This is a genomic window from Streptomyces sp. NPDC031670 (assembly GCF_055580545.1).
In genome coordinates this window covers 798,703-825,250 of the sequence record NZ_JBVILC010000001.1, presented here as the reverse complement: position 1 = coordinate 825,250, position 26,548 = coordinate 798,703, and the positions used below count along the sequence as shown (strand labels likewise).

Sequence of the window (26,548 nt, the reverse complement as noted above, 5' to 3'; positions counted from 1 at the left end):
AGGCCCCGGCCATGGACCGGTCACCTCCGGTGGTGTCGCAGGTCGTACTGAAGATGCACAGCCGGTGCGACCTGGCGTGTGACCACTGCTATGTGTACGAACACGCCGACACCAGCTGGCGCGGCCGGCCCAGGGCCGTCTCGCACGAGATCCTGGCCGCCACGGCGGCCCGGATCGCCGCCCACGCCCGGACCCACCGGCTGCCCGCCGTCCACGTGGTGCTGCACGGCGGCGAACCGCTGCTCGCCGGGCCCGCCCTCCTCAGACGGGCGGCCGAGGAACTGGCACGCGCCCTGCGCGGTGTCAGCGCCCTCGACCTGCGCATCCACACCAACGGGGTGCTGCTCGACGAGGAGTTCTGCGAACTCTTCCGGGAACTCGGCGTGCACGTCGGCGTCTCGCTCGACGGCGACCGGGCGGCCAACGACCGTCACCGCCGTTACGCCGACGGCCGCAGCAGCCACGCCCGCGTCGTCGAGGCCGTCGCCCTGCTGAACCGCCCCCGCTACCGGGAGCTGTTCGCCGGGCTGCTGTGCACCATCGACCTGGAGAACGACCCGGTCGCGGTGTACGACGCGCTGGTGGCCCTGCGCCCGCCGCGCGTCGACTTCCTGCTGCCGCACGCCACCTGGGACCACCCCCCACCGCGCCCCGCCAACGCGCCCACGCCGTACGCGGACTGGCTCGACGCCGTCCACCGGCGCTGGGACGGGCAGGGGCGCCCGGTCCCCGTACGGCTCTTCGAGTCCGTCCGGCGCACCCTGCGCGGCGGCGCCAGCCTCACCGAGTCCCTCGGGCTCGCCCCGGCCGACCTGGTCGTCGTCGAGACCGACGGTACCTTCGAACAGGCCGACAGCCTCAAGACGTCCTACGACGGCGCCCCGGCCACCGGGATGAACGTCTTCGAGCACAGCCTCGACGACGTGCTCGCCCACCCCGGGATGCTGGCCCGGCAGAAGGGGATCGAGGCGCTCTGCGCGCGGTGCACCGCCTGTCCGGTGGTGGCGTCCTGCGGCGGCGGCCTCTACGCCCACCGCTACCGGACCGGAACCGGCTTCGACAACCCGTCCGTGTTCTGCCCCGACCTGATGGCGTTGATCATGAACATCCGAACGCACGAGTCGCTCCCCGAGCCCCCGGCGCACACCCGGGCCGACGAGCCCACCGCCACCGCCGGCACCGGCCGTCCCGAGCCCGAACAGACGCTGGAACCGGCCGACTTCGACGAACTGGCCGCCGGCTTCGGCGGCGCCGGGGCCGTCTCCCGTCTCGCCGTCGCCCAGCTCGACCTCAACCGCGGTCTGCTCGCCGCCCTGGGCGGCCGGGCCGACCTCCACGACCGCCGGACGAGCGCCGCCTGGGAGCTGCTGCTCGATCTGGACACCGCGGCACCGCACGCCCTGGAGGCCGCCCTCGCCCACCCGTACTTCCGGCCATGGGCGCTCGGTGTCCTCGGCGGCCGGGAACCCGGCGCGCTCGCGGGCGGTCTGGCGGAGCTCGCGGCGTCCGCGGCGCTGCGGGCCAGGCGCGCCGACACCGTGGTCGTGCCCCTGCGCGACGGCACCCTGCGCCTGCCCGGCATCGGTCGGGCCCTGCTGCCCGGCGGGGCCGAGGAGGCCGAACTGACCGCCCAGGCCTACGGGTTCACCGTACGGGCCGGGGGTCGGCGGATCCGGATGGGCTGGAGCGAGGGCCTGGACGGCCGCACCCCGCACTGGCAGCCCGTACGGCTCTTCGAGGCGGGCGGCTGGACCGTCGCCCTGGAGGACACCGACCCGCTGCGCGACCGCTATCCCTGGCCGGCCGAGGAGCGGCTCCCCGCGTCCGGCGCGCGCGCCTGGGCCGACGCGCTCGCGGGCGCCTGGGCGCTCATCCAGCGCCAACTGCCGGCGTACGCGCCGGGGATCGCCGCCGGACTGCGCTCCATCACCCCGCTGAGCCCCCGGGCGGGTGGCGACACCAGCGCCACCTGCCGGGACGCCTTCGGGGCCGTGGGCGCGGCCCGCCCCGCCGCCCCGGCCCTCCTCGCCCTGCTGATCGTCCACGAGTTCCAGCACGTGAAACTGGGCGCGGTGCTCGACAGCTGCGATCTGTACGACCTCGAGGACCCCGGCCACTACTACGCGCCCTGGCGCGAGGACCCCCGGCCGCTCGGCGCCCTGCTGCAGGGGGCGTACGCGCATCTGGCGGTCACCGACTTCTGGCGGACACGGCGCACGGCCGCCGAGACCGCGGCGGCGCGCGGACGGGCCGAGAGCGAGTTCGCGCGGTGGCGACGGCAGACGACGGAGGCCATCGACACACTGGCCCGCAGCGGCGCGCTCACCGGCCCGGGCAAGCGTTTCGTCGCCGGGATGGGGGAGAGAGCCGCGGCCTGGCGGGAGGAGCGGGTGGCACCCGAGGCGCTCGCCGCCGCCGCCGACTCCGCCCGGCGCCACCGGGACGCATGGCGGGCGCGCAACGCGCCGCGCGGGTGACCGACCGCCCCCGAATCGACGCGTACAGGCGGTTCCGCCGCGGATCGCTCGCTTTCTACACTGAGGACCCACCCACTCGGACCGGGAGGGAGCGGTGCCGCACGGAGCCGCGCGGGGCGGGGGGCACGAGCCGAGGCCGTACTTCTTCCTGAGCTACGCGCACACACCGAAGAACGATCCCCGGGACAAGGACCCCGACCTCTGGGTGCGGCGTTTCTTCCGCGACCTGTCCGCGCACGTGATGCAGCTGACCGCGCTCCCGGCCGGGGTGCCCGCCGGGTTCATGGACCAGCATGTGCGGCCGGGCGAGGACTGGCAGGAGCAGATCACCGAGGCGCTGGCGCACTGCCGCGTCTTCGTCCCGCTCTACTCGCCGCGCTACTTCCTCAGCGAGCAGTGCGGCCGGGAGTGGTTCGCCTTCGCCGGGCGCGAGGCCCTCCACCAGTCGCGCAGCGAGCACCACGCGCCCCCCGCCATCGTCCCCGCCCTCTGGCTGCCCGTCCTGCCCCACCAACTCCCGCAGGCCGCCCGCAGGCTGCGGTTCGACCACGCTGACTTCGGCGACGAGTACGCCGACGAGGGCTTCTACGGGATGATCAAGCTCACCTATCTGCGCGACCACTACGAACACGCCGTCTACCGGCTCGCCAAGCGGATCGTGAGCGTCGCCGAGCGCACCCTGGTGCCCGACGGCGACCCGTACCAGGACTACGCGACCCTCACCTCCGCCTTCGGTCCCGCCCCCGGCCCGGGCCGCGACCTGGAGGTGACCGTCCTCGCCTGCTCCCGCGACGGCCTGCCGCACGGACGCGGCCCCGACTGCTACGGCCCCCGGCCCAGCGACTGGAACCCCTACCATCCGCTCTCCGCCCGCCCGCTGGCCCGTCACACCGCCGACCTCGTGGTGAACCTCAACTACTCCGTCCATCTCGCCGAGTTCGAGGACCGCGCCGACCGACTGCTGCGCCCGGGGCCGCCCGAGGCCCCCGGGCTGCTGCTGCTGGACCGCTGGGCGCTGCAGTCCCCGCGCCACCGGGAGCTGGTGCGGCTGCTCTGCGCCGAGCCGCGGCCCTGGCTCAGCGTGATGGTCCCGTGGAACCGCGCGGACCCCGAATCGCCGCCGCGCGAGGCCGAGTTGCGCCATGTGGCCGACGAAGTCCTCGGCGCGAGACTGCGGCGGAGCCCGGGCCACCTGACGCAGGGCGGCGGACTGCCTACTCTGGAAGCCTTCAGCCAGGAGCTCCCCAGGGCGGTCCGGTCGGCGGTCAGGCACTACGAGAGCGCCGCCCGCACGGACCGGCCGGCCGGGCCCGGCAGCCCGCTGCCCCATGTCCTGCCGGGCGGGGTCGGGCTCGGCCGGACGGCCCGCGACCGCACCGGGGACCAGCCGGAACAGCGCGCCGCCGGGAACAGCCAGGCCGAGCAGGGGGAGGGCCCTCCAGATGGCCGAGAACCGTGACGGGACCGTCATCACGTTCTACTCGTACAAGGGCGGCACCGGACGCACGATGGCGCTCGCCAACTGCGCCTGGATCCTGGCGGCCAACGGCTACCGGGTGCTCGCCGTCGACTGGGACCTGGAGGCACCGGGCCTGCACCGGTTCTTCCACCCCTTCCTCAACCTGCGCGATCTGGAGGCCACCCCGGGCCTGATCAACCTGATCACCGAGTACCAGGAGGAGGCCCGCCGGACCGGCGAGCACGCCCCCGACTGGCACCGTGCCTACGCGCGCGTGCGCCCGCACGCCGTCACCCTCGACTGGTCCTTCCCCAGCGGCGGCAGCCTGGACTTCCTCTCGGCGGGCCGCCGCAACCGCGACTACTCCTCGGTCGTGGGACGGATGGACTGGGACCACTTCTACGAGCACTCCGGCGGCGGCCAGTTCTTCGACGCCATGGGCGACGACATGCGCCGCCACTACGACTTCACCCTGATCGACAGCCGCACCGGGCTCAGCGACATCGCCGACATCTGCACGGTCCAGATGCCCCAGGTGCTCGTCGTCTGCTTCACCCTGAGCGACCAGAGCATCGACGGCGCCTCGGCCGTCGCCCGCTACATCGAGGAGCGCTACCACGAGCGGGGCATCCGCATCCTGCCCGTCCCCACCCGGATCGACGACGGCGAGAAGGAGAAGGCCGACGCCGGGCGGGCGCTCGCCCGGGAGTGCTTCGAGGGCTTCCCCAGCGGACTGCGCGGCGAGGCCGCCGACGGCTACTGGGGCACGGTGGAGATCCCGTACCGGCCCTTCTACGCCTACGAGGAGGTCCTGGCGACCTTCGGCGACACGCCGGGTCTGGGCAGTTCGCTGCTGGCCGCCTGCGAGCGGCTCACCGGGGTGCTCACCGAGGGCGAGGTGACCGGGCTGCCGCCGATCGACGAGGCCCTGCGGATCGCCCACCTCGACGCCTTCACCCGGCGCCGGCCCGTCTCGCCCGCCAACATCGTCCTGAACCACGTCTCCGAGGACCGGATGTGGGTCGAGTGGCTGACCGCCGTCCTCGGCGCGGCGGGCTTCCGCACCTTCCCCGTCGATGTGCGCGCCCCCCACCCCGGGCGGCCCCAGGAGGAACCCGCGGGGGAGGCCCACCGCGTTCTGCACCTCGCCTCCCCGCCCTACCTCAAGTCCCGCGCGGGACGCGGCCTGTGGGACAGCGGCCCCGCCCAGGACCGGGCCGGAGGCCGCCGCCAGGTGCTGCCCGTGCGCGTCGGCGACGTACGGCTCACCCCGCCGCCGGGCGGTCTGCGCGCGGTGGACCTGGTGCGCGTCGACGAGGCCGAGGCGGCGGCGGCGCTGCTCGGCGCACTCGGCCGGGCGGAGGCCGCCGGCACGCTGCCGTGCGCCCCCGAGCGGCCCCGCTTCCCCGGGAACGCGCCCCGCGTGTGGAACGTACGGCCGCGCAACACCTGGTTCACCGGCCGCACCGACCTGCTCGACCGGGTACGCGACCAACTGCGCGGCGACAGCCGCTCCGCCCAGCGCCTGCCCCAGGTCCTGTACGGACTCGGCGGCGTGGGCAAGACACAGGTCGCGCTGGAGTACGCGCACCGCTTCCGCGCCGACTACGACCTGGTCTGGTGGATCGAGGCGGAGCGCCCCGACCTGGTGGTGGCGTCGCTGGCGCAGCTCGCCGCCGAGATGGACCTGCGGGCCGGGGACGTGGTGGCCGAGGCGGCCATGGCGGCCCTCCAGGAGCTGTGGCGCGGCGAGCGCTATCCGCGCTGGCTGCTGATCTTCGACAACGTCGAGGACCCGGACCAGGCGCTGCGCCGCCTGCCCGACGCCATCGGACCGCTCCCCGGCTCGGTCTACGGGCATCTCCTCGCCACCTGCCGCAACAAACCGGCCACCCCACGGGTGGAGAGCACCCAGGTCGAGGTCTTCGACCGGTTCGAGAGCGTGGAGCACCTGACCTGGCGGGTGGCGGGCCTGCCGCCCGAGGACGCCGACCGGGTCGCCGACGCGGTCGGCGATCTGCCGCTGGCCGTGGAGGTGGCGGCGGCCTGGCTCGCCGAGACGGCGACGCCCGTCGACGAGTATCTGCGCCAGCTCGCGGAGCAGAGCACCTAGGTCCTCTCGCTGGGCACGGCCCCGGGGTACGGGCTGCGGTTCGGCGCCACCTGGGCCATCTCCATCAGCAGGCTGCGCGAGGAGTCCCGGGCCGCGGTGCGTCTGCTGGAGATCTGCTCGTTCTTCTCCGCCGAACCCGTCTCGATGCGGCTGATCGGCAGCGACGCGATGTTCGACGCGCTGCTGCCGTACGACGCCGATCTGCGCGAGCGGTACATGCTGGGCCGGGTCATCCAGACGCTCAACCGGTTCGCCCTGGCCAAGGTGGACCCGGCGGACAGCAGCATCCAGGTGCACCGCCTCGTCCAGGCGGCCGTGCGCGACGCGCTCACCGCCGAGGAGCAGACCGAGACCAAGCAGGTCGTCCACCGCATCCTGGCGCAGGCGCGGCCGGCCGAGGGCGTCGACCGCGACGACCCGGTGAACGACCCCAAGAGCTGGCCCGCCTTCGAGCTGATCTGGCCGCATCTGAACGCGTCCGGCGTCGCGGAGAGCGACGACCCCAAGGCCCGCGAGCTGATGATCGACCGGATCCGCTATCTGCTGCGCCGCGGCGAACTGGAGAGCGCCCGGGCCTTCGGAGCCGAACTGGACCGCATCTGGACCCGCCGGCTCGGTGAGGACGCGCTCCAGACCCTCAACATCCGCTTCGAGCTGGCCAACGCGCTCCGCGCCCAGGGCCGCTACCAGGAAGCCCTGACCCTGGACGAGGACACCCTCGCCCGCCAGCAGCGCCTGTTCCACCCCGCCGACGACCACCCCAGCGTGCTGGTCGTCACCGGCAGCCTCGCCGCCGACCTGCGCGCGGTCGGCAGGTTCACCGAGGCGCTGGAGCGCGACCTGTGGGTCTACCGGGGCATGCGGGGCCTCTTCGGGGAGACCCACCGGCGCACCCTGACCGCCGCGCACAACCTCGCCATCGACTACCGGCTGACCGGGGACAGCGAGGCCGCGCGGCGCCTCGACGAGCGGACCGTGGAGCGGCGCGGCATGCTGCTCGGCGACGACCACCCCTACACCCTGGTCACCAAGGCGAACCTGGCCCGGGACCTGCGCGAGACCGGCGAGTACGCGGTGTCGGGCGAGGTCCTGCGCGAGGTCGTGGAGGGGCTGCGCCGGGTCCTGGACCCGCACGCCCCCGAGGTGCTGCGCGCCGCCAAGAGCCTCGCCGTCTCGCTGCGCAGGGCCGGACATCCGCACGAGGCGATGCGGCTGACGAGCGAGGCGTACGAGCGCTTCCACGACCGGTACGGTCCCGACTCGCCCGACACCCTGGCCTGCGGGGTCAGCCTCGCCGCCGACCTGGCGGCCACCGGCGAACCCGGGCGCGCCCTGGAGCTGGCGCGGCGGACGCTGCACGGGTACCGGGGGACGCTGGGGGAGTCCCACCCCTACAGCCTGGCGTGCCGGGCGAACGTGATCGTCCATCTGCGGGCGACCGGAGGCGCCGAGGAGGCGGTCGAAGACGCCGAGGAGGTCCGCGGGCGCCTGGAGCGGGCGCTCGGCCCCCAGCACCCGTTCACCCTCTGCGCGGCCGTCAACCTGGCGAACGTGTACGGGGACCTGGGCCGGGCCGACCTCGCCGAGCGGTGGGAGTACGTGGCGCTGGAGGGGCTGCTCGACAAGCTCGGCGCCTGGCATCCGGACGTACTGGTCTGCCGGTCGAATCTGGCGGTCTCCCTGCGGGCGGCGGGCCGGGGGGACGACGCGGCCGGAATGCGCGCGGCGGTGATCGAACCGGCCGCGGAACGGCTCGGCGTGGACCACCCGATCGCGGAGGCGGCCCGCTCATGGCGACGGCTGGACCGGGACATCGAGATCCAGCCGGTCTGACGCGGGCGGGGAGTGCGCCGGGGTGCCGGGCCGCACGGGAGGGACCGCGGAGAGCCGCGCGCCCGGGGCCGGGGCTGAGTCGGCCCGCAGCCGCGTCGCGGCCCCCGGCCGGATCAACGCCGCTCACCCCGCCGCGCGACGGCCGCACGGGAGCGCGCCCCTCAGGCCACCGCCCACCGCAGCGCCCAGGTGAACACCGAGAGCGCGCCGAAGTGCGCCTGGTCCGACGGCACTTCCAGCCGGGCGCCCGGTATCCGCTCGGCCAGCCAGCGGGTGTGCCGCGCGGGCGCGAAGACGTCCTGCGCGCCGTGCCACAGCAGCACCGGCGTACGGATGTCCTCCGGCCGGAACTCCCAGGGCGAGCTCAGCGCCAGGATGTCGTCCACCCACCCGTCGGCCGAACAGCGCAGCCCCTCCGCGAAGTTGCGCACCAGCAGCGCCCGGATCGCGGCGTCGGCCAGCACTTCCCGGTCCGGCCCCGGCACCATGGCGTGCATCGCGGTGACCGTCGCCCTCGGATCCGCCCGTATCGTCGCCGCCCGCCCCTCGAAGGCGGCGGTCACCGCCCGGGGACCACCCGCCGCGATCGTGTACGCCCGGACGTTGTCCTCGGTCATCCCGTCGAACCAGTCGAGCCCTTCCGCGTCCCGTGGCGCGAGCGGTACCAGCGCCACCGTCCTGGCCGTGCGCCCGCCGAGCAGCGCGGCACACGACAGCGCGTGCGGAGCGCCGCCCGAGCGCCCCACCACGGCGAACTCGCCCAGCCCGAGGGCGTCGGCGATCGCCGCCACGTCCTGCGCCGCGTGCCCGACCCGCCGCCCGGAGCGCCGGTCCGAGTCGCCGTACCCCGGCCGGTCGAAGGTGATGAGACGGACGCCCATCCGGTACAGCACGGTGCTGCGGGGAGCCGGGCCGTGTCTGCTGCCGGGAGTGCCGTGCAGCAGGAACACCGGCCTGCCCCGCGGGTCGCCCCGGCTCTCCACGGCCAGGTTCCGGCCGTCCGGGGTGCGGATGAACGTCGGCAAGGCGCGCCTCCCGTGGGTCGGTTCGGGGGCTGGGGATGGCGTCAGTATGAGCGCGCCGGGACGGCCGGTACAGGGACGGTGGGATGCGGTGGGATGCGGAGGGTGGTGGGACGCGGGCGCGGCCCCGCGGCCCCGAGGGGCTCAGCCGAGCCGGGGCAGCTCGATCGCCGGGCAGCGGTCCATGACCATGTCGAGCCCTGCGGCCCGCGTCCGCTCGTACGCCGCCTCGTCGATCACCCCGAGCTGGAACCAGACCGCCCTGGCCCCGGCGGCCACCGCCTGGTCGGCTATCTCCCCGGCCTGCTCGCTGTTCACGAACACGTCCACGACGTCGACGTCGAAGGGGATCGCGTCCAGCGACGGATACCCCTGCTCGCCGTGGACCGTCTCGGCCTTCGGATGGACGGGCACGATCCGCTTCCCGTACCGCTGGAGCACCGCCGCCACTCCGTACGCCGCGCGGCGTTCGTTGGACGACAGACCCACGACCGCCCAGGTGTCCCCGGTCTCGGTCAGGATCCTGCGGATGGTCTCCTGCTCGCTGCTCACGTCATGCCTCCCGCGGACCAGGGGCCCGTCAGATGTGCTTCTCTCCCGCAGAACGAGTGGCGGGCTCCCGGAATTCCCATCCGCCGGGCACGGTGGCGACGGCCAGCACATTGCCCTCGCTGATGTATCCGTCGGGCGCGTCCAGCGGGTGGTCCGCCGCGTCCGGGTCCGCGAACCGGCCCCACTCCTCGCTCAGCCCGAGCGCCGCCGCCTGCTCGGCGAGGCGGGCGCAGGTCGGGGCGTAGAACGCCCGGGCCTGCGGGGAGAGCGGGGCGAAGTGCTCGATCAGGACCGTCTGTTGCCGCACATCGGTCAGGCCCGCAGCCTTCAGATGACGGTAGAGATCACGGCTGCGCAGGAGCTGGGCCGCGTATCCCGGAGTGCGTCCGGCCGCGCGGAAGAAGTCCGCGAAGAGATACGGGTCGGCCGGCCGGGCGGTGATCAGATGGGCGTCCAGGTCCTTCACCGCTATCGTGCCGCCGGGCCGCACCACCCGGCGCAGCTCCCGCAGAGCGAGGGCCAGTTCGGTGTCGCTCAGATACTGCGCGGTGTTGGCGCACCAGACGGCGTCGAAGGTGGCGTCCGCGAAGGGCAGCTCCAGCAGGTCGGCGCGGCGCACCTCCACCGGGCAGGCGGGAGCCCACCGCCCCAGCCGTTCCCGGGCCAGCCCGGCGTTCTCCTCGGCCAGGTCCACGGCCGAGACCCGTCCCCGTGGCCCCACCAGGTCCGCCAGCCACGGCAGGAAGTCCCCGCCTCCGCAGCCCGCGTCCAGGACGTGCGCACCGGGCCGGATGCCCGCCCGGCCCAGGAGAGTGAGGTAGGCGTCCCGGCACGCCTCGAAGTGGGCGTCGACGATGGTGTGGTGGGTGAAACCGAGCCCGGTGGAGGTCGTGAACCCCCAGGCACGGTGGTCCTCGCCCGGCATCAGCGCCCTCCCCCTTCCGCGGTGAGTGCTGCGCACTCTTCGAGCAGCGCGTCCAGCTCGGCCTGGGTCGCCTCGGGTGTCTCCATCGGCGGCAGATGGCCCGCGCGCGGGACGACGACGAGGCGCCCCCGGGGCAGGGCGTCGGCCATCGTGCGCGCGTCCGCCTCCGTCACCAGCTCGTCCTCCTCCCCGATGATCACCACGGCCGGAAGGTCGGCGCCCCGCAGAACGTCCAGCGTGTCCTCGCGCGCCGCGATCGCCCGCTGGGCCCAGGCCAGGGACGCGGGGGCGGCCCGGGCCGCGACGGCGCGGACCCGCGCCAGCACCTGCGGGCGCTCGGCCCGCGTGGTCGCGCCGACCAGCCGGGGCACGGTGGACTCGACGGCCGCCGGGCCCCTCACCGGGTCCTCCATCAGGGCAGCGAATCCCGCCCGGGCCGTACGTGCCGCCTCGTCGTCCGCCTGCGCCCGCGTCGAGAGCAGGGCCAGCCCCTGGGCCCGCCCCGGATGCCGACGCAGGAACACCATCGCCGCGTAGCCGCCCATCGACACCCCGACCAGCACCGCGCGCCCGATCCCGCGCCTGTCCAGCTCCCGTGCCAGGTCGTCGGCGACCGCGTCCAGCGACGGCGGACCGGCACCGAGCGGAGTGCCGCCGAAACCGCGCTGGTCGGGCGCGATGACGGGGTGGCCGCGCCGCTCCAGGGCCGCTCGCTGCGCGTCCCACATGGAGGAGTCGAGAGCGAGCGCGTGCAGGAGCACCACGGGCACCGCGCCGCCGGGCGCCGCCGTCATCGCGCGGTGCTCCCGTTCTCGGCGTCCTCGATGAACCGCGTGATGTGCGCGGCCGGTTCGGGGGTGCGCAGCCAGGCGAGGGAGACCGGCGCGGGCGGCAGGTCGAAGATCGGGACCACCTTCATCCGGGCCGGCGCGACCGCCTCCAGGGACTGGAACGTCAGATGCACCGCGTCCGTCCCGGAGAGCGTCCCCATCAGGCCCTTCACCGTGCCCATCTCATACGCCCGCCGGATCCTGCGGCCCTTGGGGGTGCGGGGCGGCACCACCTCGTCCCACACGTACTCGGGGAAGGCGCCCGGGCAGCGGAAGCCCTCGTAGGCGGCCAGCTCCTCCACCGACACCGACGCGTGCGTGGCGAGCGGGTGGTGGGCGCCGACGATCACCGCGCGCGGATCGAGGGCCACGGGCCGGCTCACCGCCAGATCGGACTCCCGCAGCCCGTACTTGACGATCATGACGTCCAGTTCCTTCGCCCGCAGTCCACGGAACGGGTCGGCCACCTCGTACCCGACGAGCTCGACCTCGTTCTGGTCGCGGCCCGCCGCGCGGATGATCGCGGCGGCGAGGTCGGGCGAGCCGTGGATGCCCAGGCGGACCGGGGGCGTGCCCGGGAGGCGGTCGGCGGCAAGCGGGGCGGAGTCAGTCATCGGGGGTCTCCTCGGTCAGTGCGGCGAAGGCGCGGAGCCGGTCGGGGTGGGCGGGGTCGATGTCGACGCGGAGCGCGGCGAAGGGAGCGGTCGCGCCGGTCAGGCTCGGGACGGAGCGCAGGGTCAGCCGGTCGCCCGGCGAGATCAGGCCGTCCAGGGCCGCCTCGGCCACGAGGTGGTTGAGGTGGACGAGCGCCTCGGGCACCCGAACGCCCGAGGCGGCCAGATAGAGGTCGCGGTGGATCCCGGCCCTCGGCGGTGGGCCGGAAGGCGGCGCGACTGACCGCGCCGGGTGCTGTCGCCGTGTCCCGGAGCCGCCCCGAGTGGCGGTCGGGGCCGGGACCGTGACCGTTCTCGGCGGGCCCACCGGGAACGCGGCCGTGGACAGGAACAGCTTGAGCAGACGGCGCAGCTCCGCACTGCTCGCGGCGGGTGCCGGGCCGCACCAGCCGACCGACCCGTCCTCGGCCAGGCGGTCGAAGGAGTAACGGCCCAGCAGGTTCGCGGGGTTCCCGGCCAGATACACCGTTCGGGTGAATGATCGGCGCCAGGCCGCCGCCGCGTCGGGCGCGAGCCCCAGAGCGAAGGCGGACGCCTCACGGACCCAGGCCGCCGGGTCGAAGTGGCGCACGACCGCCACCGCCTGGACGGCGCCGGCGTCCGGCCGCTCGCTGAGCCGGGTGCGCGCCGCCAGCAGCGCGGCCGTATCCGACTCTCCCTCGGCGGGGACCAGTTCGGGCCGCGCCGCCCGCAGCCGCCGCAGCGCCTCGGCGTGGAGCCGCCGCTGCGTCAGCGCTACGGGCGCCTCCGGCGGGCGCGGCCGTCGCCCGGTCAGGGGCACAGGAAGACCTCCCTCAGCAGATCGCGCGCGGGCGCGGCACGGCGCCGGCCCAGCAGACTGGTGGTGAGCCGGTAGGGATCCACATGGGTGTGGTCGCGGCGGTGGACGCCCAGCCGTGCGGGCAGAGCGGGCTCCGCGGTGGCGGGCGCGCCCGCGAGGAGGCGCTCGGCGCGCCCGAGGCACTGGCGCAGCAGATCGGGCCGGTGCGACTGGGCCTGGCCCGGCCCCAGCGTGGCGATGAAGTAGAGCCGCATACCGAGCCGGATCGCCGCCTCGTCGTGGTCGGCACGGGCCGCGTCCAGCAGCGCGGTGGCGTCCGTGCCCCGCCAGCCGCCCGACCGGGCCGAACGAATCCGGCCGTCGACCGGCACGCGCCCCACGGTGACCCGGTGCACGACCGGCCCCAGTGGGCCGAGCACGCGCGCGAGGAGCTGGTAGTCCGGGTCGAGCTCACGGTCGTAGAGGAACACCACCTCGTCGTAGTGCGGCGCGAGCGGCAGGAGCTCCCGCAGGGCGCAGGCGAGGTAGTTGGGCCGCCCGTCGGCGGTGACGATCTGCCGCAGCGGCAGACCGTGCCGCGTCAGGTCGAGGTAGACCGGGCCGCCGAGCCCCCGGTGGTCCAGGCACAGTCCACGCGCGCGCAGCTGCTCCAGAGCCTCCTCCAGACCGAGACCAGGCGGCTGGTGGTCGAGGAGGCCGGGGTCGTACAGGCCCAGGCCGGCGTAGTGGCCCCGCCACAGTTCGAGGACGCGGGTGGCGGCCGGGTGCACCCAGCCGTGGTGCTCGACGGCGTCGGCGTACGGGCGCAGCGCGGCGGCCGGAACCGGGTCCTTCGCCGCCCGGTGGCGTACGTACAGCGAGCCGATGTCGTCCTCGGTCAGCTCCGCGTAACCGGTGTCGCCCTGGGTCCGGTCGAGGAACTCCCAGAAGGCCAGGGTCTGTTCGGTCAGGTGATACGTGGTGTGGCTGAAGCGGTAGTCGACCTCCGCCAGGCACGCGGTCGCCCGGTACATCACGTCCGTCCAGAACAGGCCCTTGAGGTGGGAGGGCATGAGCGGCTTGGAGGGGGTGATCGTGACGGGGGCGAGCAGGACCCGGGGGCGCGCCGCCCCGGCCCCGGCCCCGGGGGAGGAGAGGAGGGCGGGGGCGGTCACGGGCGCCCTCCGTCCGGCCCGGGGGCGGCGCGTCGGCACAGGGGCGTCACGAGGAGGCTCCTTCCGCCGCCGCCAGGACGCTCAGGAGCTTCTGGCGCGGCAGCGGCCCGGCGCTCATCGGGAGCCCGCCACGCGGTGCCTGGGCGACGCGGTGGCGGAACTTCTCGTCCCCGAACACCTCGTCCGGAGTGCTCAGCCCCATCAGGACCCGCGTCAGCCCCCGCCACACCGTCCCGTCATGGGTGGCGGCCGACCGTATGGACGTGTCGGGGCAGCCGGGGTAGGCGGGCGGCAGGGAGCGGCCGTGCACGACGGCGCTCCAGCGCCCGATCCGCTCCCGGTCGGTGCTCGCCGCGTGCTCGTACCACGGCCGCAGCAGGACGTCGGCGAACTCGGCCGCGGCCTCGCCGCGCCGCCCGGCCGGGTGGGCCGCGAGCGTGTCGGCCAGGCCGAAGGCCTGCGCGAGCGCCAGCGACATCCCGCGCCCGTGGAGCGGGTTGGTGACACAGGCCGCGTCCCCGACCGGGAACAGCCCCGTCACGGGCGGACGCACGGCGGTCGCCCGCAGCGCGTTGGCCGGGCCGCCGATCGTGTGGACGGCCGAGATGGGGGCGCTGACGGCCTCGTCCAGCCAGGCGGTGAGTCCGGGAGTCGCGTGTGCGACGGCGGTGAAGGCGTCGGCGTGCCGCAGCCGGTCCAGCTCCGTGTCGCCGGGCAGGGTGCCCAGGGCGATCGCGAAGGTGCCCGCGTCGCCGGGGTGCAGCACGCCCGCGTAGTGGTCCCAGATGTCACCGGCGGCGTGGCCGCGGTTCAGCGGACCGGGCAGGGTCCCGCTTCTGAGCCGGTAGAAGCGGGTGAAGCCGCGCAGCCCCCCGGGGCTCGTCAGATCCCCCGGGACCGGGACTCCCGCGTCGGTGAGCCAGCCACGGGCGGCGGCGCGGCGCCCGGTGGCGTCCACGACCACATCGGCGGACAGATGCGCGCCGTCGGTGGTCACCACGCCGCGCACCGACTGCCGGTCGGAGCTCAGCCGCAGCCCGCGTACGGTCGTGCCGTGCCGGATCTCCACCTGCGGCAGGGCCTCGACCGTCCGGTACAGGACGAGTTCGAGCGTGGTGCGGCGGCAGCCCAGGGCGACCAGCAGGTCGTCGCCCACCTCGCGCGCGCGGTCGGTCGCACCCGGCGGCATCGCGCGCGTGAGGTCGAACAGCGGGGCGCCGGCGGCGAGCAGCCGCTCCAGCACCTCGGGGGCGCGGGTGCGCAGGGTGCGGACGCCGAGCGAGGTCAACGTGTGGGAATGCTGGGCCTGCGGCACGGTGGGGCGCTGCCAGCGGCCGTGCAGATCGGCCATCGCGCCCCGGGGCGGCGGGGCGGAACGCTCCAGGACGACGACCTGCCGCCCGGAGCCGGCGAGCGCGAGAGCGGAGGCCAGTCCCGCGACACTGCCTCCCACGACCAGAGCCTTGGACATCAGCGCCGCCGGCCGTGGACGAAGAACACCCGGCGCACGTCCGTCTCGTGCCGCGGCGGCACCGGGTCCGGCCAGCGGCCGAAGTCCGCCCCCGGTTCACCCGGCTGCACCGCCGCCACGGAGAATCCGCAGTCGTCGAAGAGCGCCTCGGGCTCGTCGGTCCCGAACAGCCAGGGGCAGCCCCAGCCCGCGAAGATGTCGAGCAGGCCCCGCATATGAGCGAGGGTCAGGGCCGCGCAGTTGACCAGGTCGGCGGCGATCCGGCTGCCGGGCGCCGAGAAGTCCGCCACACGGCGCAGGACGCGTCGGGTGTCCTCTTCGGGGATGTAGTACAGCAGCCCTTCCAGCAGCCAGGTGGACGGCAGGGCCGGGTCGTAGCCCGCCTTCCGCAGGTCGTCCTCCCAGTCGGGCGCGGTGAGGTCCACGGCGACCGTACGGTGGTCGGTCCCCGGCCGCACCCCCTCCAGCCGGTCCCGCTTGTACGCCAGCACCGCGGGCCGGTCGACCTCGTAGTAGCACAGCCCCTCGGGCCAGGGCAGCCGGTACGCGCGCGAGTCCATCCCGGCCGGGGCCAGCACGATCTGCCGCATCCCCGGCTCGCGGGCCGCTTCCTGAAGGAAGTCGTCGAAGAACCGGGTGCGGATGGCGTTGTAGTCGGGGGTGCTGGGGAGCGTACGCGAGGCGTCTGCCGGGAACGTCGCCTTCCGGATCTCCGCCAGCAGCTCCGGACCGATCTCCCCGCAGAGCGTGTCCGCGTACGGATCCCGGTAGATGCGGTCGGGCCGGCGCGTCTCCGCGGCACGCAGGGCGGCGGTGAGCAGGGCGGTGCGTTCGACGGCGTCGAGCAACTCGGTCACGGGGTTGTCGTCTCCTTCGGTCGGGCGGGTGGGGTCGCGGGGCCGCGGTGGCGGGTGGGGCCGCGACTGGAGGGTCAGGAACCGTTCCCGTCGGTGAGTCGTTGCCATTGCGCCGGGTCCTGGCGGAAGAGCCGGTCTTTGACCTGGGTGGGACGGACGCCGTCGGCGACGGTGGCGTGCCAGTCGTCGAGGAAGGCGTCGGGATGCAGGAGGAGGGCGGTGGGGGCGCCCAGGCGGGCGTGGGCGCGGGCGCGGCGATAGCCGGGGGATTCCCGCGCGAGGGCGTGGTCGAGGCGCGTCAGGAACGCGTCGGTCTCGGTCTCGCTCCAAGGAGTGGCTGAGGCGAGGGCGAATTGGTAGGCGGGGGTGCCATGGGGATCAGGGGTGACACGGCAGGCGGCGTTGCGCAGTTCGAGACCGCCCGCGGCGAGGGCGGTGGTGAGGGCGCGCAGGACCTGGGCGTCGCGCAGCCGCTCCCCGGCCGCGTCGGAGAGGGTGTTGCGGCCTGCGTATTCGAGGCGCGGCACACCGCCCTCGTGGTCCACGACCCGTACGACGTCACCCACCGCGTAGCGGTAGAGACCGCCCACGTGGCTGAAGACGGTGTGGTAGTCGCGGCCGACCTCCAGTTCGTGGGGCTGGAGCGTCGGCATCCTGGGGGCGAGGTCCTGGTCGGCGTCGGCGAACTCGTACAGGGAGGCGGTGACGACGAGGCTGCCGGCGGTCGGGTGGCGGTCGAGGGCGACTCCGGTCGGGCCCTCCGAGGCGGCCACCGGGGCGGGCAGGAGGGTGACGCCCGGCCCGAACTCCTCGCGCAGACGCGGGAGGTAGAGCGAGGCGAGGCCGGTGGTCCAGCAGAACAGGGCGCGCACGTTCGGCCAGATGTGGGCCGGCCGGATCCGCCCGAAGTGCGCGGCGAGACGGTCGAGTTCGCGCGCGCGTGCGGGGTTGGGCGGGCGGTGGGGATGCCCGCCCAGGGTGCCGTCGCCCACCTCCCGGACGATGCGCTCCCACCACAGATTCAGCTGGTGGGGGAGGGCCGCGACCATCGCCGGGTTGATCCCGATGACACAACGGACGTCGCTCTCGACGGCCAGCCGCAGCCGAAGGTACATCTTGTCGAGGTGCGCCCCCGCCTCCACCTGTACGGGCAGGGTGGCCCAGGGGGCGCCGGTACCGGGCTCCGCGGAGAGCGGCTCGCCGAAGCGCGCGCCGAAGTCGACCTGGCTGGTGCCGACATGGGGGAGTCCCGAGGCGGTGGTCGGAGGAGCGGCGACGGGGTCGTGCTTGAGGTTGAGGACGGCGTCCGGGCGGGCCAGGACGTCGGGGAAGTGCTCGATCAGCGGCGCCCAGGCGGCGTAGTAGAACGGGAAGAACGTGGTGCGCATGAAGCGGGGCGTGACCGGGATCTTCTTGTGGGCGCCGGTGCTGCCGCTGCTGGTGAAGAAGACGGCGGGCCGGTCGGCCGTGAGGACGTTCTCCTCGCCCGCGGCGGCGCGCTCGATCCAGGGTGCGAGGCCGCTGTAGTCCTGGACGGGCACGGCCTCGCGCCAGTCGTCCGGGGTGCGCACGCGCGCGAAGCCGTGGGCGCGGCCGTACGCGGTGTCGGCGTTGAAGGCGAGCAGGTCCTCCAGGACCCGCTGCTGGTGTCCGGCCGGGTCCGTGAACGCCGCCCGCAGCCGGGCCCGTGCGGCGAACACCCGCGCCCGGTATCGCTCCACCCGCTCCGGATCGGTCCGGGGCAATCCGTCCCGACGCGCCTCAGACACCGTCATGGCGGACCACCTCCCGCACGGCGTCGGCGGTCCGTCCGGGGGAGCCCTGCTGCTCCAGGACGGTCACCGGAAGGTCCCGGATCTCGTCCCACATCAGCTTCTCCAGGTCCGTCTGGTACCGCTCGAACGACATCCGGTCCGGCCGCACGCCGTAGTGTTCGAGGGAGTTGAGCCCTCTGCCGCGCCGGCTGCGGCGCCAGGCCTCCTGGGGCGCGACCCTGAGGTAGACGACGTGGCGCGGCTGGGGAAACGAGCGCCACCAGTCGTACATGGGGTTCTCGCGGACCCCCGCCAGACGGCACTTCGCGAGGATCTTGTAGTAGTACGAGTCCACGAGGAGCGGCCCGTCGTCGGCGGTCCCGGCGGCGGTGAGGAGCTGGTCGCGCAGGTGCACCACGGCGGTCTGGAGCATGCTGGCCATGAAGTCGGGCGAGTAGGCGCCGTCCGGGGCGGCGACGTCCTTCACCACCTCGCGCCGCAGCCGGCCGATCAGCGCGTGCCGCTCGGTGAGGAAGCGGTCGTCGACCGAGACGACCCGGACGGGCTCGGGGCCCCCCGCGAGCCGGGAGATCGCTGATGACTTGCCCGCGTAATCGCCTCCCAGAAGGACGGAGAATAACGGGAGGTTTGCTGACATATCGGATTGCTCCTTACGGATCGGCGCACTCTCTGCTGTGGCACGACTCCTCCCCGCAGCCTGCGTGAGTCGGCTATAGGGAGAGTTGAGGATCAAGGGGGAGGAGCGGGTGACGGTTCAACTGATGTCCACCGGGATGTCGCCCGGGGGTGCGCCTCGGTCCGGCACCCGGCCCCCGCCCCGGTGACATCCGTCACCCCGGGCCCCCGCGGCCCCGGCGAGCGCCGCCCGAGCCACCGGGGCCCCGCGGTGAGCCGCAGGTCACGGGCGCGGCACCGCATAGGGTGGCCGTATGCAGGAGCAGTACCGGACGATCGCCCGCGAGGGCGTGCACGAGACCGAGATCAACCGATCGCGGTTCATCTGCGCGCTCGCGCCCGCCGCGACCGAGCAGGAGGCGCAGGCCTTCGTCGCGCGCGTCCGCGCGGAGCACCCGACGGCGACCCACAACTGCTTCGCCTACGTCATCGGGGCCGACGCCTCCGTACAGAAGGCGAGCGACGACGGCGAGCCGGGCGGCACCGCAGGGCTCCCGATGCTCCAGATGCTGACCCGCCGCGAGGTGCGGTACGCCGTCGCCGTCGTCACCCGCTACTACGGCGGGGTGAAGCTCGGCGCGGGCGGCCTCATCCGCGCGTACGGCGGAGCGGTCGGCGAAGCCCTGGACGCGCTCGGCACCGTGGTGCGCCGGCGCTACCGCCTGGCCACCGTCACCGTCGACCACCAGCGCGCGGGCAAGCTGGAGAACGACCTGCGGGCCACCGGCCGCGCCGTGCGCGAGGTGCGCTACGCCGAGGCCGTCACGATCGGCATCGCCCTCCCGGAGGCGGACGTGGAGTCCCTGCGCCGCTGGCTCGCGGATGTCACCGCGGGCACCGCGACGCTGGAGCTCGGCGGCGAGGCGTACGGGGACGCGTGACAGCTGTGAGCCGTACCGGTAAGGCAGTTGCCGCCCGGGATGTCCGACCCCACCGATACCCTCGGGAATCATGAGACTCCTGCATACGTCGGACTGGCACCTGGGACGGTCGTTCCACCGGGTCGCCCTGCTCGACGCCCAGGCCGCGTTCCTCGACCACCTGGTGGCGACGGTGCGCGAGCGCGACGTGGACGCGGTCCTGGTGGCGGGCGATGTCTACGACCGGGCCGTGCCGCCGCTGGCGGCCGTGGAGCTCTTCGACCGCGCCATCCACCGGCTCGCCGACGAGGGCGTGCCGACGGTGATGATCTCGGGGAACCACGACTCGGCCCGGCGGCTCGGCGTCGGCGCGGGCCTCATCGAGCGGGCCGGCATCCATCTGCGCACCGACCCGGCGGGATGCGACACCCCGGTCCTGCTGTCCGACGCCCACGGGGAAGTGGCCTTCTACGGACTCCCCTATCTCGAACCGGCCCTGGTCCGCGAGGAGTTCAAGACCGACAAGGCCGGGCACGAGCAGGTCCTGAGCGCGGCCATGGAGCGCGTCCGGGCGGACCTCGCGGCACGCCCGCGCGGCACCCGCTCCGTGGTGCTCGCCCACGCGTTCGTCGCCGGGGGTGAGCCGAGCGAGAGCGAACGCGACATCACCGTCGGCGGGGTCGCCGCCGTCCCGGCGGGAGTCTTCGACGGCGTCGACTATGTGGCGCTCGGCCACCTCCACGGCTGCCAGACCCTCTCGGACCGCGTGCGCTACTCGGGCTCCCCCCTGGCGTACTCGTTCTCCGAGACCACCCACCGCAAGACCATGTGGCTCGTCGACCTGGCCGCCGACGGAGCCGTCGCTGCCGAGCGCGTCGACTGCCCCGTCCCGCGCCCGCTCGCCCGCGTCCGGGGCCGGCTCGACGACCTGCTGGACGATCCCGCCCTGGAGCCCCACGAGGACGCGTGGGTCGAGGCGACACTCACGGACCCGGTCCGCCCCGACGACGCGATGGCCCGCCTCACCGCCCGCTTCCCGCACACCCTGAGCCTGGTCTTCGAGCCGGACCGCGCCCCCGAGGACCCGCTCGCCTCGTACGCGCGCCGCCTGGAGGGCCGCACCGACCAGGAGATCGCCGAGAACTTCGTCGCCCATGTGCGCGGCGGCAGCGGCCCGGACGAGCGGGAGCGCACCGTGCTGCGCGCCGCCTTCGACGACGTACGGGTGGAGTCCGAGCTCATCCGGGACCACGCGCGCGAGGGGGCCCGATGAGGCTGCACCGGCTGCGCGTCACCGCGTTCGGCCCCTTCGGCGGCACCCAGGAAGTCGACTTCGACGCGCTCTCGGCCGGCGGCCTCTTCCTGCTGCACGGCGTGACCGGAGCGGGCAAGACCTCTGTTCTGGACGCCGTGTGCTACGCGCTGTACGGAGCGGTGCCCGGCGCCCGCCAGAGCCCCGGCGCGGTGCTGCGCAGCGACCACGCGGCGCCCGACACCGTCACCGAGGTCCTGCTCGATCTGACCGTCGGCGGACGGCGGTTGGAGATCACCCGCAGGCCGCAGCAGAACCGGCCCAAGAAGCGCGGCAGCGGCTTCACCACCGAAAAAGCCCAGACCTGGCTGCGCGAGTACGACCCGGGCGCGGCCGAATGGCGGGCGCTCAGCCGCTCCCACCAGGAGGTGGGGGAGGAGATCGGGCAGCTCATCGGGATGAGCCGCGAGCAGTTCTGCCAGGTCGTCCTGCTGCCGCAGGGCGACTTCGCCAAGTTCCTGCGCTCCGACGCCGAGGCGCGCGGCAAGCTGCTCGGCCGCCTCTTCGACACCGGCCGGTTCGCCGCCGTCGAGGAGCGCCTCGCCGAGCTGCGCCGCGCCGCCGAGCAGCAGGTCAAGACCGGAGACGAGCGGTTGCTCAACCTCGCCCAGCGGATGGCGCAGGCCGCCGGGGACGGCCCGGACGCGCGCGACTGGCCGCTGCCCGGCCACCGCCCCGGCGAACCCGGGCTCGCCGAGGGCGTCCTGGAGTGGGCCGCCGTCGCGCGCGCCGGGGCCCGCGAGCGCCTCGCCGTCGCGGAGTGCGCCCTCGCCGCCGCCGAGAGCCGTCAGGCCGCCGCCCGTACCGCACTCGACGACGAGCGCCGCCTCGACGAGCTCCAGCGCCGGTACGCCGACGCCCGCCGCCGAGCCGACGAGCTGGCCGCCGCCGAGCCCCGGCGCGCGGCCGTACGGGAGCGCCTGGCGCGGGCCCGCAAGGCCGACCTGGTCGCCCCCGCCCTCGCCCTGCGCGCCGAGGCCGAACACGAGCACGAGACGGCGGCCACGGCCCGTGAGCGCTCGCGCGCGTCACTGCCCCCGGAGCTGGCCGAGGCAGGGGCCGAGCAACTGGGCGCGCTGGAGCGGCAGATGCGCCAGGAACTGGGCGCGCTCGACGCCGCCCGCCGGGCCGAGGCCCGCAGCGCCGAGATCACCGCCGAGCGCGCCGAACTCGACCGCCAGGCCAGGGCCGACGAGCACCTGCTCCTGGACGCGGCCGGCTGGCTGGCCGCCTGGGAGGGCGACCGCCGGCGCCACCAGGAGCGCGTCGACGCCGCCCACCAGGCCGCCGCCCGCACCGAACAGCTGGCAGGACGGCTGGAGCCCGCCCGGCGCAGGCTGGCGGCGGCCCGCGAGCGCGACTCGCTCCAGGTGCGCGTGGCCGCCGCCGAGGAGCGCGGGAGCGCCGCCCGGGAGCGGGCCAACACCGCCCATGAGCACTGGCTGTCCCTGCGCGAGGAGCGGCTGCGCGGTATCGCGGCCGAGCTCGCCGCGGGGCTGCGCGACGGGGAGGCGTGCGCCGTCTGCGGCTCGCCCGAGCACCCCGAGCCCGCGCGCGCCACCACCGGCCACGTGGACCGTACGACGGAAGAGGCCGCCCACGACGCCTACCGGCAGGCCGAAGCGGCCCGCGCCGAGGCCGAGCGCGCCCTCGCCTCGGTACGGGAGCGGTTGGCGGCGGCGAGCGCGGAGTCGGGCACCGAACCGCTCGCGGTCCTTGACGGCCAGGTGCGCGAGTGGGAGGCCGAATACGGCGAGAGCCGTGCGCTCGCCGCCGGACTGCACGCGGCCCGGGAGGCCTTGGAGAGCGCCGAGCGCGAGCACGCCCGGCGCCTGGAGCAGCAGCGCGAGGCGGACAGGCGCGTGTCCGCCCGTACCGCGCGGCGCGAGGAGATCGAGCGGGAACAGGCCGCCCTGGAAAGGGAGCTGGCGGTGGCCCGGGGCGAGGCCCGCAGCGTCGCCGAGCAGGCAGCGCTCCTCGATCACCGGGCCGGACTGCTCGCCCGGGCCGCCGAGGCGGTCCGGGAGGTCGAGGTGAGCGCCCAGCGGCTCAAGGAAGCCGACGGCCGGCTCTCCGAGGCCGCCTTCCGGGCCGGCTTCGACACGCCACGGGCGGCGGCCGAGGCATTCCTCGACGACCGCCGGCAGAGCGAGCTCCAGCACCGGCTCGACGAGTGGCAGCGCGAGGAGGCGGCGGTCGCTGACCGGCTCGCCGACCCCGGGACCGTCGCGGCCGGCGCCCGTCCGGCCGCCCGGCCGCAGGAGGCCGAGGCCGCCCACGCGCGCGTGGAGCGCGCGCTGCGGGAGGCCGCCTCGGTGCTGGCCGCCGCCCGCGCCCGCTGCGCCGAGCTCGGCAGGCTGGGACGCGAGGCCGCGGCGGAGACGCGCCGGATCGGCCCCCTGCGCGAGGAGTACGACCGGGTGGCCCGGCTCGCCGGGCTCACCGCGGGCACCTCCGCCGACAACGAACGCAAGATGCGGCTGGAGTCGTACGTACTGGCCGCGCGGTTGGAGCAGGTCGCGGCTGCCGCCACGGCCCGGCTGAGCCGTATGTCCGGCGGTCGCTACACGCTGGTGCACTCCGACGCGCGGGGCGGACGCGGCCGTTCCGGACTGGGGCTGCACGTGGTCGACGCCTGGACCGGCCGGGAGCGCGACACCGCCACGCTCTCCGGCGGCGAGACGTTCTTCGCGTCGCTCGCGCTGGCCCTGGGCCTGGCCGACGTGGTCACCGACGAGGCCGGTGGCGTCCGGCTGGACACGCTCTTCATCGACGAGGGCTTCGGCAGCCTCGACGACCAGGCCCTGGACGAGGTCCTGGACGTCCTGGACTCGCTGCGCGAGCGCGACCGCAGCGTCGGAATCGTCAGCCATGTCGGGGATCTGCGCCGCCGTATCCCCACCCAGCTGGAGGTCGTCAAGGAGCGCGACGGGTCGCGGGTGCGCCACCGGACGGCCGGGGCGGGGGACTGAGCGCTTCCGCGCGCGGCCTTCAGCGGCCGGTGGCGCGGCGGGGCAGGGGCGAGGAGTAGACCACGCTGGTCGTCACCGACCCCAGGGCGCCGATCTTCCCGGAGATCTCCTCCAGGTGGCTCATCGACCGCGCGCCCACCTTGATCACAAAGCAGTCGTCGCCCGTGACGTGGTGCGCTTCCATGATCTCCGAAGTCGTCTCCAGCAGATCGTGGAAGGGCTTGTAGTTGCCGTTCGGGTACCGCAGCCGTACGAAGGCGAGGATGCCCCGGCCCAGCCGCTCCTGGTCGACGATCGCCGTGTAGCCCGATATCACCCCGGCCTCCTCAAGGCGCCGCACGCGCTCCGTCACGGCGCTCGGGGACATGGCGACGACGCGCGCCAGCTCCGCGAAGGTGGCCCGGCCGTCCTGCTGGAGGGCGTCCAGGATGCGCCAGTCGGTGGCGTCCGGGGAATACTCGGTCATGGCTGCCAGACAACAGGGAAATCCCCGGCGAATCAAGAGATGTTCCGGGGATCGCGTCTTCCGGCCGGTGAGCGGCAGCCGTAGATTTCCGGCCATGACAACAACGCGGCCCGCCGCCGCCAACCCCGTCCTGCGCGTCGCCCCGGCCGCGCCCGCCGACGCCGCCGCGTACTTCCGCGCCGCCCTGGTCTTCCACGCGGACGTCTCCGATGTGGCGTCCGCGCTGGCCCAGGGCGGCGAGCCGGGCTTCACCGTGCTGGACTCGCGCTCCACGCGGGCCTGGGACCAGGGCCATGTGCCCGGCGCCCTGCACCTGCCGACCGCGCTCATCGCCGAGCAGGCCGAGCAACTGCTCGACAGGTCCCTGCCGGTCGTCACCTACTGCTGGGGGCCCGGCTGCAACGGCGCCACCCGCGCCGCGCTCGCCCTGGCCGAACTCGGCTACCAGGTCAAGGAGATGCTCGGCGGCTTCGAGTACTGGGTGCGCGAGGGCTTCGCGTACGAGACCTGGGAGGGCCTTCGCAAGCGCGAGGCCGACGCGCTGACCGCGCCGGCCGGCGCGGAGGACTGCGGCTGCTGACCCGCGGCGGCGGTGGCGGCGGGCCAAGCCCGCCACCACCGCGCGCACTCAGAGCTTGGACAGCTCGTCCACCAGGTCGTCCAGCCCCAGCGGCCCCTGCGACAGCGCCGCCATGTGCCAGGCACGCGCGTCGAAGGCCTCACCGTGGTGCTTCTTGGCGTTCTCGCGGCCCATCAGCCAGGCCCGCTCGCCCAGCTTGTAGCCGATCGCCTGCGCGGGCACGGACAGATAGCGGGTGAGCTCGCTCTCCACGAAGTCCGCCGGACGCCCGCTGTGGCGGCCGAAGAACTCCTGCGCCAGCTCCGGTGTCCAGCGCTCGCCGGGATGGAACGGCGAGTGGCCGGGGATCTCCAGCTCCAGATGCATACCGATGTCCACGATGACCCGGCACGCCCGCATCATCTGCGCGTCCAGGTACCCCAGGCGCCGCTCCGGGTCGGGCAGGAAGCCCAGTTCGTCCATGAGCCGCTCGGCGTAGAGCGCCCACCCCTCGGCGTTGGCGCTCACCGTGCCGATGGTGGCCTGGTAGCGCGAGAGCCGGTCCGCCACGTGCCGCCACTGCGCGATCTGCAGATGGTGGCCCGGTACACCCTCGTGGTACCAGGTCGAGACCAGGTCGTACACGGGGAAGCGGGTCTCGCCCATGGTGGGCAGCCAGGTGCGGCCGGGGCGCGAGAAGTCCTCGGAGGGGCCGGTGTAGTAGGGCGCGGCGGCGCTCCCGGGCGGCGCGATGTGCGACTCCACCTTCCGTACCCGCTCGGCGAGTTCGAAGTGTGTGCCGTCCAGGGCCTCGATCGCCTCGTCCATCAGGGCCTGCAGCCAGGCGCGGACCTCGTCCACGCCCTCGATGTGGGTGCCGTGCTCGTCGAGGTGGGCCAGCGCCTCCCAGGGGCCCGCCCCCGGCAGGATCTTGTCGGCCTCGGTCCTCATCTCGCCGAGGATGCGGTGGTACTCGGACCAGCCGTAGGCGTAGGCCTCGTCGAGGTCCAGGGTCGTCCCGTTGAAGTAGCGCACCCACCGGGCGTACCGCTCACGGCCCACGGTGTCGGGGGCCCCGGCGATCGCGGGGGCGTACACATCGCGCAGCCAGTCGCGCAGGTTGACGAGCGCCTCGCCCGCCACGCGCGCGCCGGCGTCGAGTTCGGCCCGCAGGGCCCCGGGTCCCGGCGCGGCGAACTCCGCGAACCAGTTGCGGTCCGTGCCGATCCACTCGGTGAGCTGGCCGACGAAGGTGTCCGTGGCGCGCGGCCCGGCGAACAGGCCCCGGTCCAGACCCAGTTGCAGGGAGGCGCGGTAGCCCTCCAGGGCGGCGGGAACGGCCGTGAGGCGCGCCGCCACGTCCGCCCAGTCGGCCTCGTCGGCGACCGGCATCATGGTGAACACCTGGCGCACCGAGTGGACGGGTGAGCGCAGGTTGCTGACGCAGCGCAGTCCCTCCTGCGCCTCGTGGACGGCGAGTTCGGACGACAGGCGCTCCCGCAGCAGTCTGGCGCAGCGCCGCTCCGAGTCGCTGTCGGCGCCCGGTGTCCGCTCCGCTTCGTCGAGCCGCGCCAGCGTCGCGCGGCCGAGGGCGGCCACCGCCTCCTGCCCGGCGGGCGAGAAGTCCGGAAGCAGCCGGGCGCTCTCGCGCACGCCCAGATAGGTACCGGTGATGGGGTCGAGTTCGATGAGTGCGTCGACATGGGCGTCGGCGACCTGGCGGGGCAGCACGCTGCTGGAAGTGTCTGGCATGGTCCACATACTCGTACGAGCACGGGCTC

The 26,548-nt window shown here is 74.6% G+C and carries 19 protein-coding genes and 1 pseudogene; 7 read left to right on the top strand and 13 right to left on the bottom strand.

Annotation, left to right across the window (positions count from 1 at the left end; genetic code table 11):
• Positions 1-11 precede the first annotated feature (11 nt).
• The 3 genes and pseudogenes from ACZ5ID_RS03730 to fxsT all read left to right on the top strand — a co-directional run bounded on the left by ACZ5ID_RS03730 (position 12) and on the right by fxsT (position 7,882).
• Entirely contained in the window at positions 12-2,477 is a 2,466-nt protein-coding gene (locus ACZ5ID_RS03730) for an FxsB family cyclophane-forming radical SAM/SPASM peptide maturase (protein WP_468893033.1), read from the top strand.
• 94 nt (positions 2,478-2,571) lie between these two features.
• Positions 2,572-3,936 carry a TIR-like protein FxsC gene (locus tag ACZ5ID_RS03725; protein WP_468893032.1) on the top strand — a complete coding sequence of 455 codons (1,365 nt, stop codon included), beginning with the start codon at positions 2,572-2,574 and terminating at the stop codon, positions 3,934-3,936.
• Positions 3,920-7,882, top strand: a pseudogene (gene fxsT / locus ACZ5ID_RS03720) (FxSxx-COOH system tetratricopeptide repeat protein). The gene ACZ5ID_RS03725 and the pseudogene fxsT overlap by 17 nt, the downstream one beginning before the upstream one ends.
• 161 nt (positions 7,883-8,043) lie before the next feature.
• On the opposite strand, the gene ACZ5ID_RS03715 reads toward fxsT, so the two are convergent.
• From ACZ5ID_RS03715 to ACZ5ID_RS03665, 11 genes are all read right to left on the bottom strand, one after another.
• Entirely contained in the window at positions 8,044-8,907 is an 864-nt protein-coding gene (locus ACZ5ID_RS03715) for an alpha/beta fold hydrolase (protein ID WP_468893030.1), read from the bottom strand.
• A 141-nt stretch (positions 8,908-9,048) separates the two neighbouring features.
• Positions 9,049-9,456 carry a CoA-binding protein gene (locus ACZ5ID_RS03710; RefSeq protein ID WP_468893028.1) on the bottom strand — a complete coding sequence of 136 codons (408 nt, stop codon included), beginning with the start codon at positions 9,454-9,456 and terminating at the stop codon, positions 9,049-9,051.
• Positions 9,457-9,484: 28 nt separating this feature from the next.
• A complete protein-coding gene (locus ACZ5ID_RS03705; protein ID WP_468893027.1) occupies positions 9,485-10,381 on the bottom strand; it encodes a class I SAM-dependent methyltransferase in 897 nt (298 codons plus the stop codon).
• Entirely contained in the window at positions 10,381-11,175 is a 795-nt protein-coding gene (locus ACZ5ID_RS03700) for an alpha/beta fold hydrolase (protein WP_468893026.1), read from the bottom strand. The genes ACZ5ID_RS03705 and ACZ5ID_RS03700 overlap by 1 nt, the downstream gene beginning before the upstream one ends.
• Positions 11,172-11,825 (bottom strand): LysR substrate-binding domain-containing protein, encoded by a 654-nt coding sequence (locus ACZ5ID_RS03695; RefSeq protein ID WP_468893024.1) that lies wholly within the window; start codon positions 11,823-11,825, stop codon positions 11,172-11,174. Before ACZ5ID_RS03695 ends, ACZ5ID_RS03700 begins: the two co-directional genes overlap by 4 nt.
• Positions 11,818-12,666: a DUF6182 family protein gene (locus tag ACZ5ID_RS03690; RefSeq protein WP_468893023.1), complete on the bottom strand. Its 849-nt coding sequence runs from the start codon at positions 12,664-12,666 to the stop codon at positions 11,818-11,820. The genes ACZ5ID_RS03695 and ACZ5ID_RS03690 overlap by 8 nt, the downstream gene beginning before the upstream one ends.
• Entirely contained in the window at positions 12,657-13,820 is a 1,164-nt protein-coding gene (locus ACZ5ID_RS03685; protein ID WP_468893021.1) for a hypothetical protein, read from the bottom strand. The genes ACZ5ID_RS03690 and ACZ5ID_RS03685 overlap by 10 nt, the downstream gene beginning before the upstream one ends.
• Positions 13,821-13,866: 46 nt before the next feature.
• Complete coding sequence (locus ACZ5ID_RS03680; protein ID WP_468893019.1) at positions 13,867-15,273, bottom strand: FAD-dependent oxidoreductase; 1,407 nt, start codon at positions 15,271-15,273, stop codon at positions 13,867-13,869.
• A gap of 17 nt (positions 15,274-15,290) precedes the next feature.
• On the bottom strand, positions 15,291-16,148 hold the full coding sequence (locus tag ACZ5ID_RS03675; protein WP_468893018.1) for a class I SAM-dependent methyltransferase: 858 nt from the start codon (positions 16,146-16,148) through the stop codon (positions 15,291-15,293).
• A 74-nt stretch (positions 16,149-16,222) separates the two neighbouring features.
• Positions 16,223-17,923: a GH3 auxin-responsive promoter family protein gene (locus ACZ5ID_RS03670; protein WP_468893016.1), complete on the bottom strand. Its 1,701-nt coding sequence runs from the start codon at positions 17,921-17,923 to the stop codon at positions 16,223-16,225.
• Positions 17,910-18,560: a hypothetical protein gene (locus ACZ5ID_RS03665; RefSeq protein WP_468893015.1), complete on the bottom strand. Its 651-nt coding sequence runs from the start codon at positions 18,558-18,560 to the stop codon at positions 17,910-17,912. The genes ACZ5ID_RS03670 and ACZ5ID_RS03665 overlap by 14 nt, the downstream gene beginning before the upstream one ends.
• Before the next feature lie 292 nt (positions 18,561-18,852).
• Here ACZ5ID_RS03665 and ACZ5ID_RS03660 point away from each other — a divergent pair, with 292 nt between their 5' ends.
• The 3 genes from ACZ5ID_RS03660 to ACZ5ID_RS03650 all read left to right on the top strand — a co-directional run bounded on the left by ACZ5ID_RS03660 (position 18,853) and on the right by ACZ5ID_RS03650 (position 23,742).
• Positions 18,853-19,479 (top strand): YigZ family protein, encoded by a 627-nt coding sequence (locus ACZ5ID_RS03660; protein ID WP_406552161.1) that lies wholly within the window; start codon positions 18,853-18,855, stop codon positions 19,477-19,479.
• A gap of 70 nt (positions 19,480-19,549) precedes the next feature.
• Positions 19,550-20,731, top strand: a complete 1,182-nt coding sequence (locus ACZ5ID_RS03655) for an exonuclease SbcCD subunit D (RefSeq protein WP_468893013.1) — start codon at positions 19,550-19,552, stop codon at positions 20,729-20,731.
• Positions 20,728-23,742 (top strand): AAA family ATPase, encoded by a 3,015-nt coding sequence (locus tag ACZ5ID_RS03650; protein WP_468893012.1) that lies wholly within the window; start codon positions 20,728-20,730, stop codon positions 23,740-23,742. The genes ACZ5ID_RS03655 and ACZ5ID_RS03650 overlap by 4 nt, the downstream gene beginning before the upstream one ends.
• A gap of 19 nt (positions 23,743-23,761) precedes the next feature.
• Here ACZ5ID_RS03650 and ACZ5ID_RS03645 read toward each other — a convergent pair whose 3' ends face one another.
• Positions 23,762-24,208, bottom strand: a complete 447-nt coding sequence (locus ACZ5ID_RS03645) for an Lrp/AsnC family transcriptional regulator (RefSeq protein ID WP_468893010.1) — start codon at positions 24,206-24,208, stop codon at positions 23,762-23,764.
• A gap of 94 nt (positions 24,209-24,302) precedes the next feature.
• On the opposite strand from ACZ5ID_RS03645, the gene ACZ5ID_RS03640 reads away from it, so the two are divergent.
• Positions 24,303-24,788 (top strand): rhodanese-like domain-containing protein, encoded by a 486-nt coding sequence (locus tag ACZ5ID_RS03640; protein WP_468893008.1) that lies wholly within the window; start codon positions 24,303-24,305, stop codon positions 24,786-24,788.
• A gap of 48 nt (positions 24,789-24,836) precedes the next feature.
• On the opposite strand, the gene ACZ5ID_RS03635 is transcribed toward ACZ5ID_RS03640, so the two are convergent.
• Positions 24,837-26,519 carry a DUF885 domain-containing protein gene (locus ACZ5ID_RS03635; protein WP_468893006.1) on the bottom strand — a complete coding sequence of 561 codons (1,683 nt, stop codon included), beginning with the start codon at positions 26,517-26,519 and terminating at the stop codon, positions 24,837-24,839.
• Between the last annotated feature and the right edge of the window lie 29 nt (positions 26,520-26,548).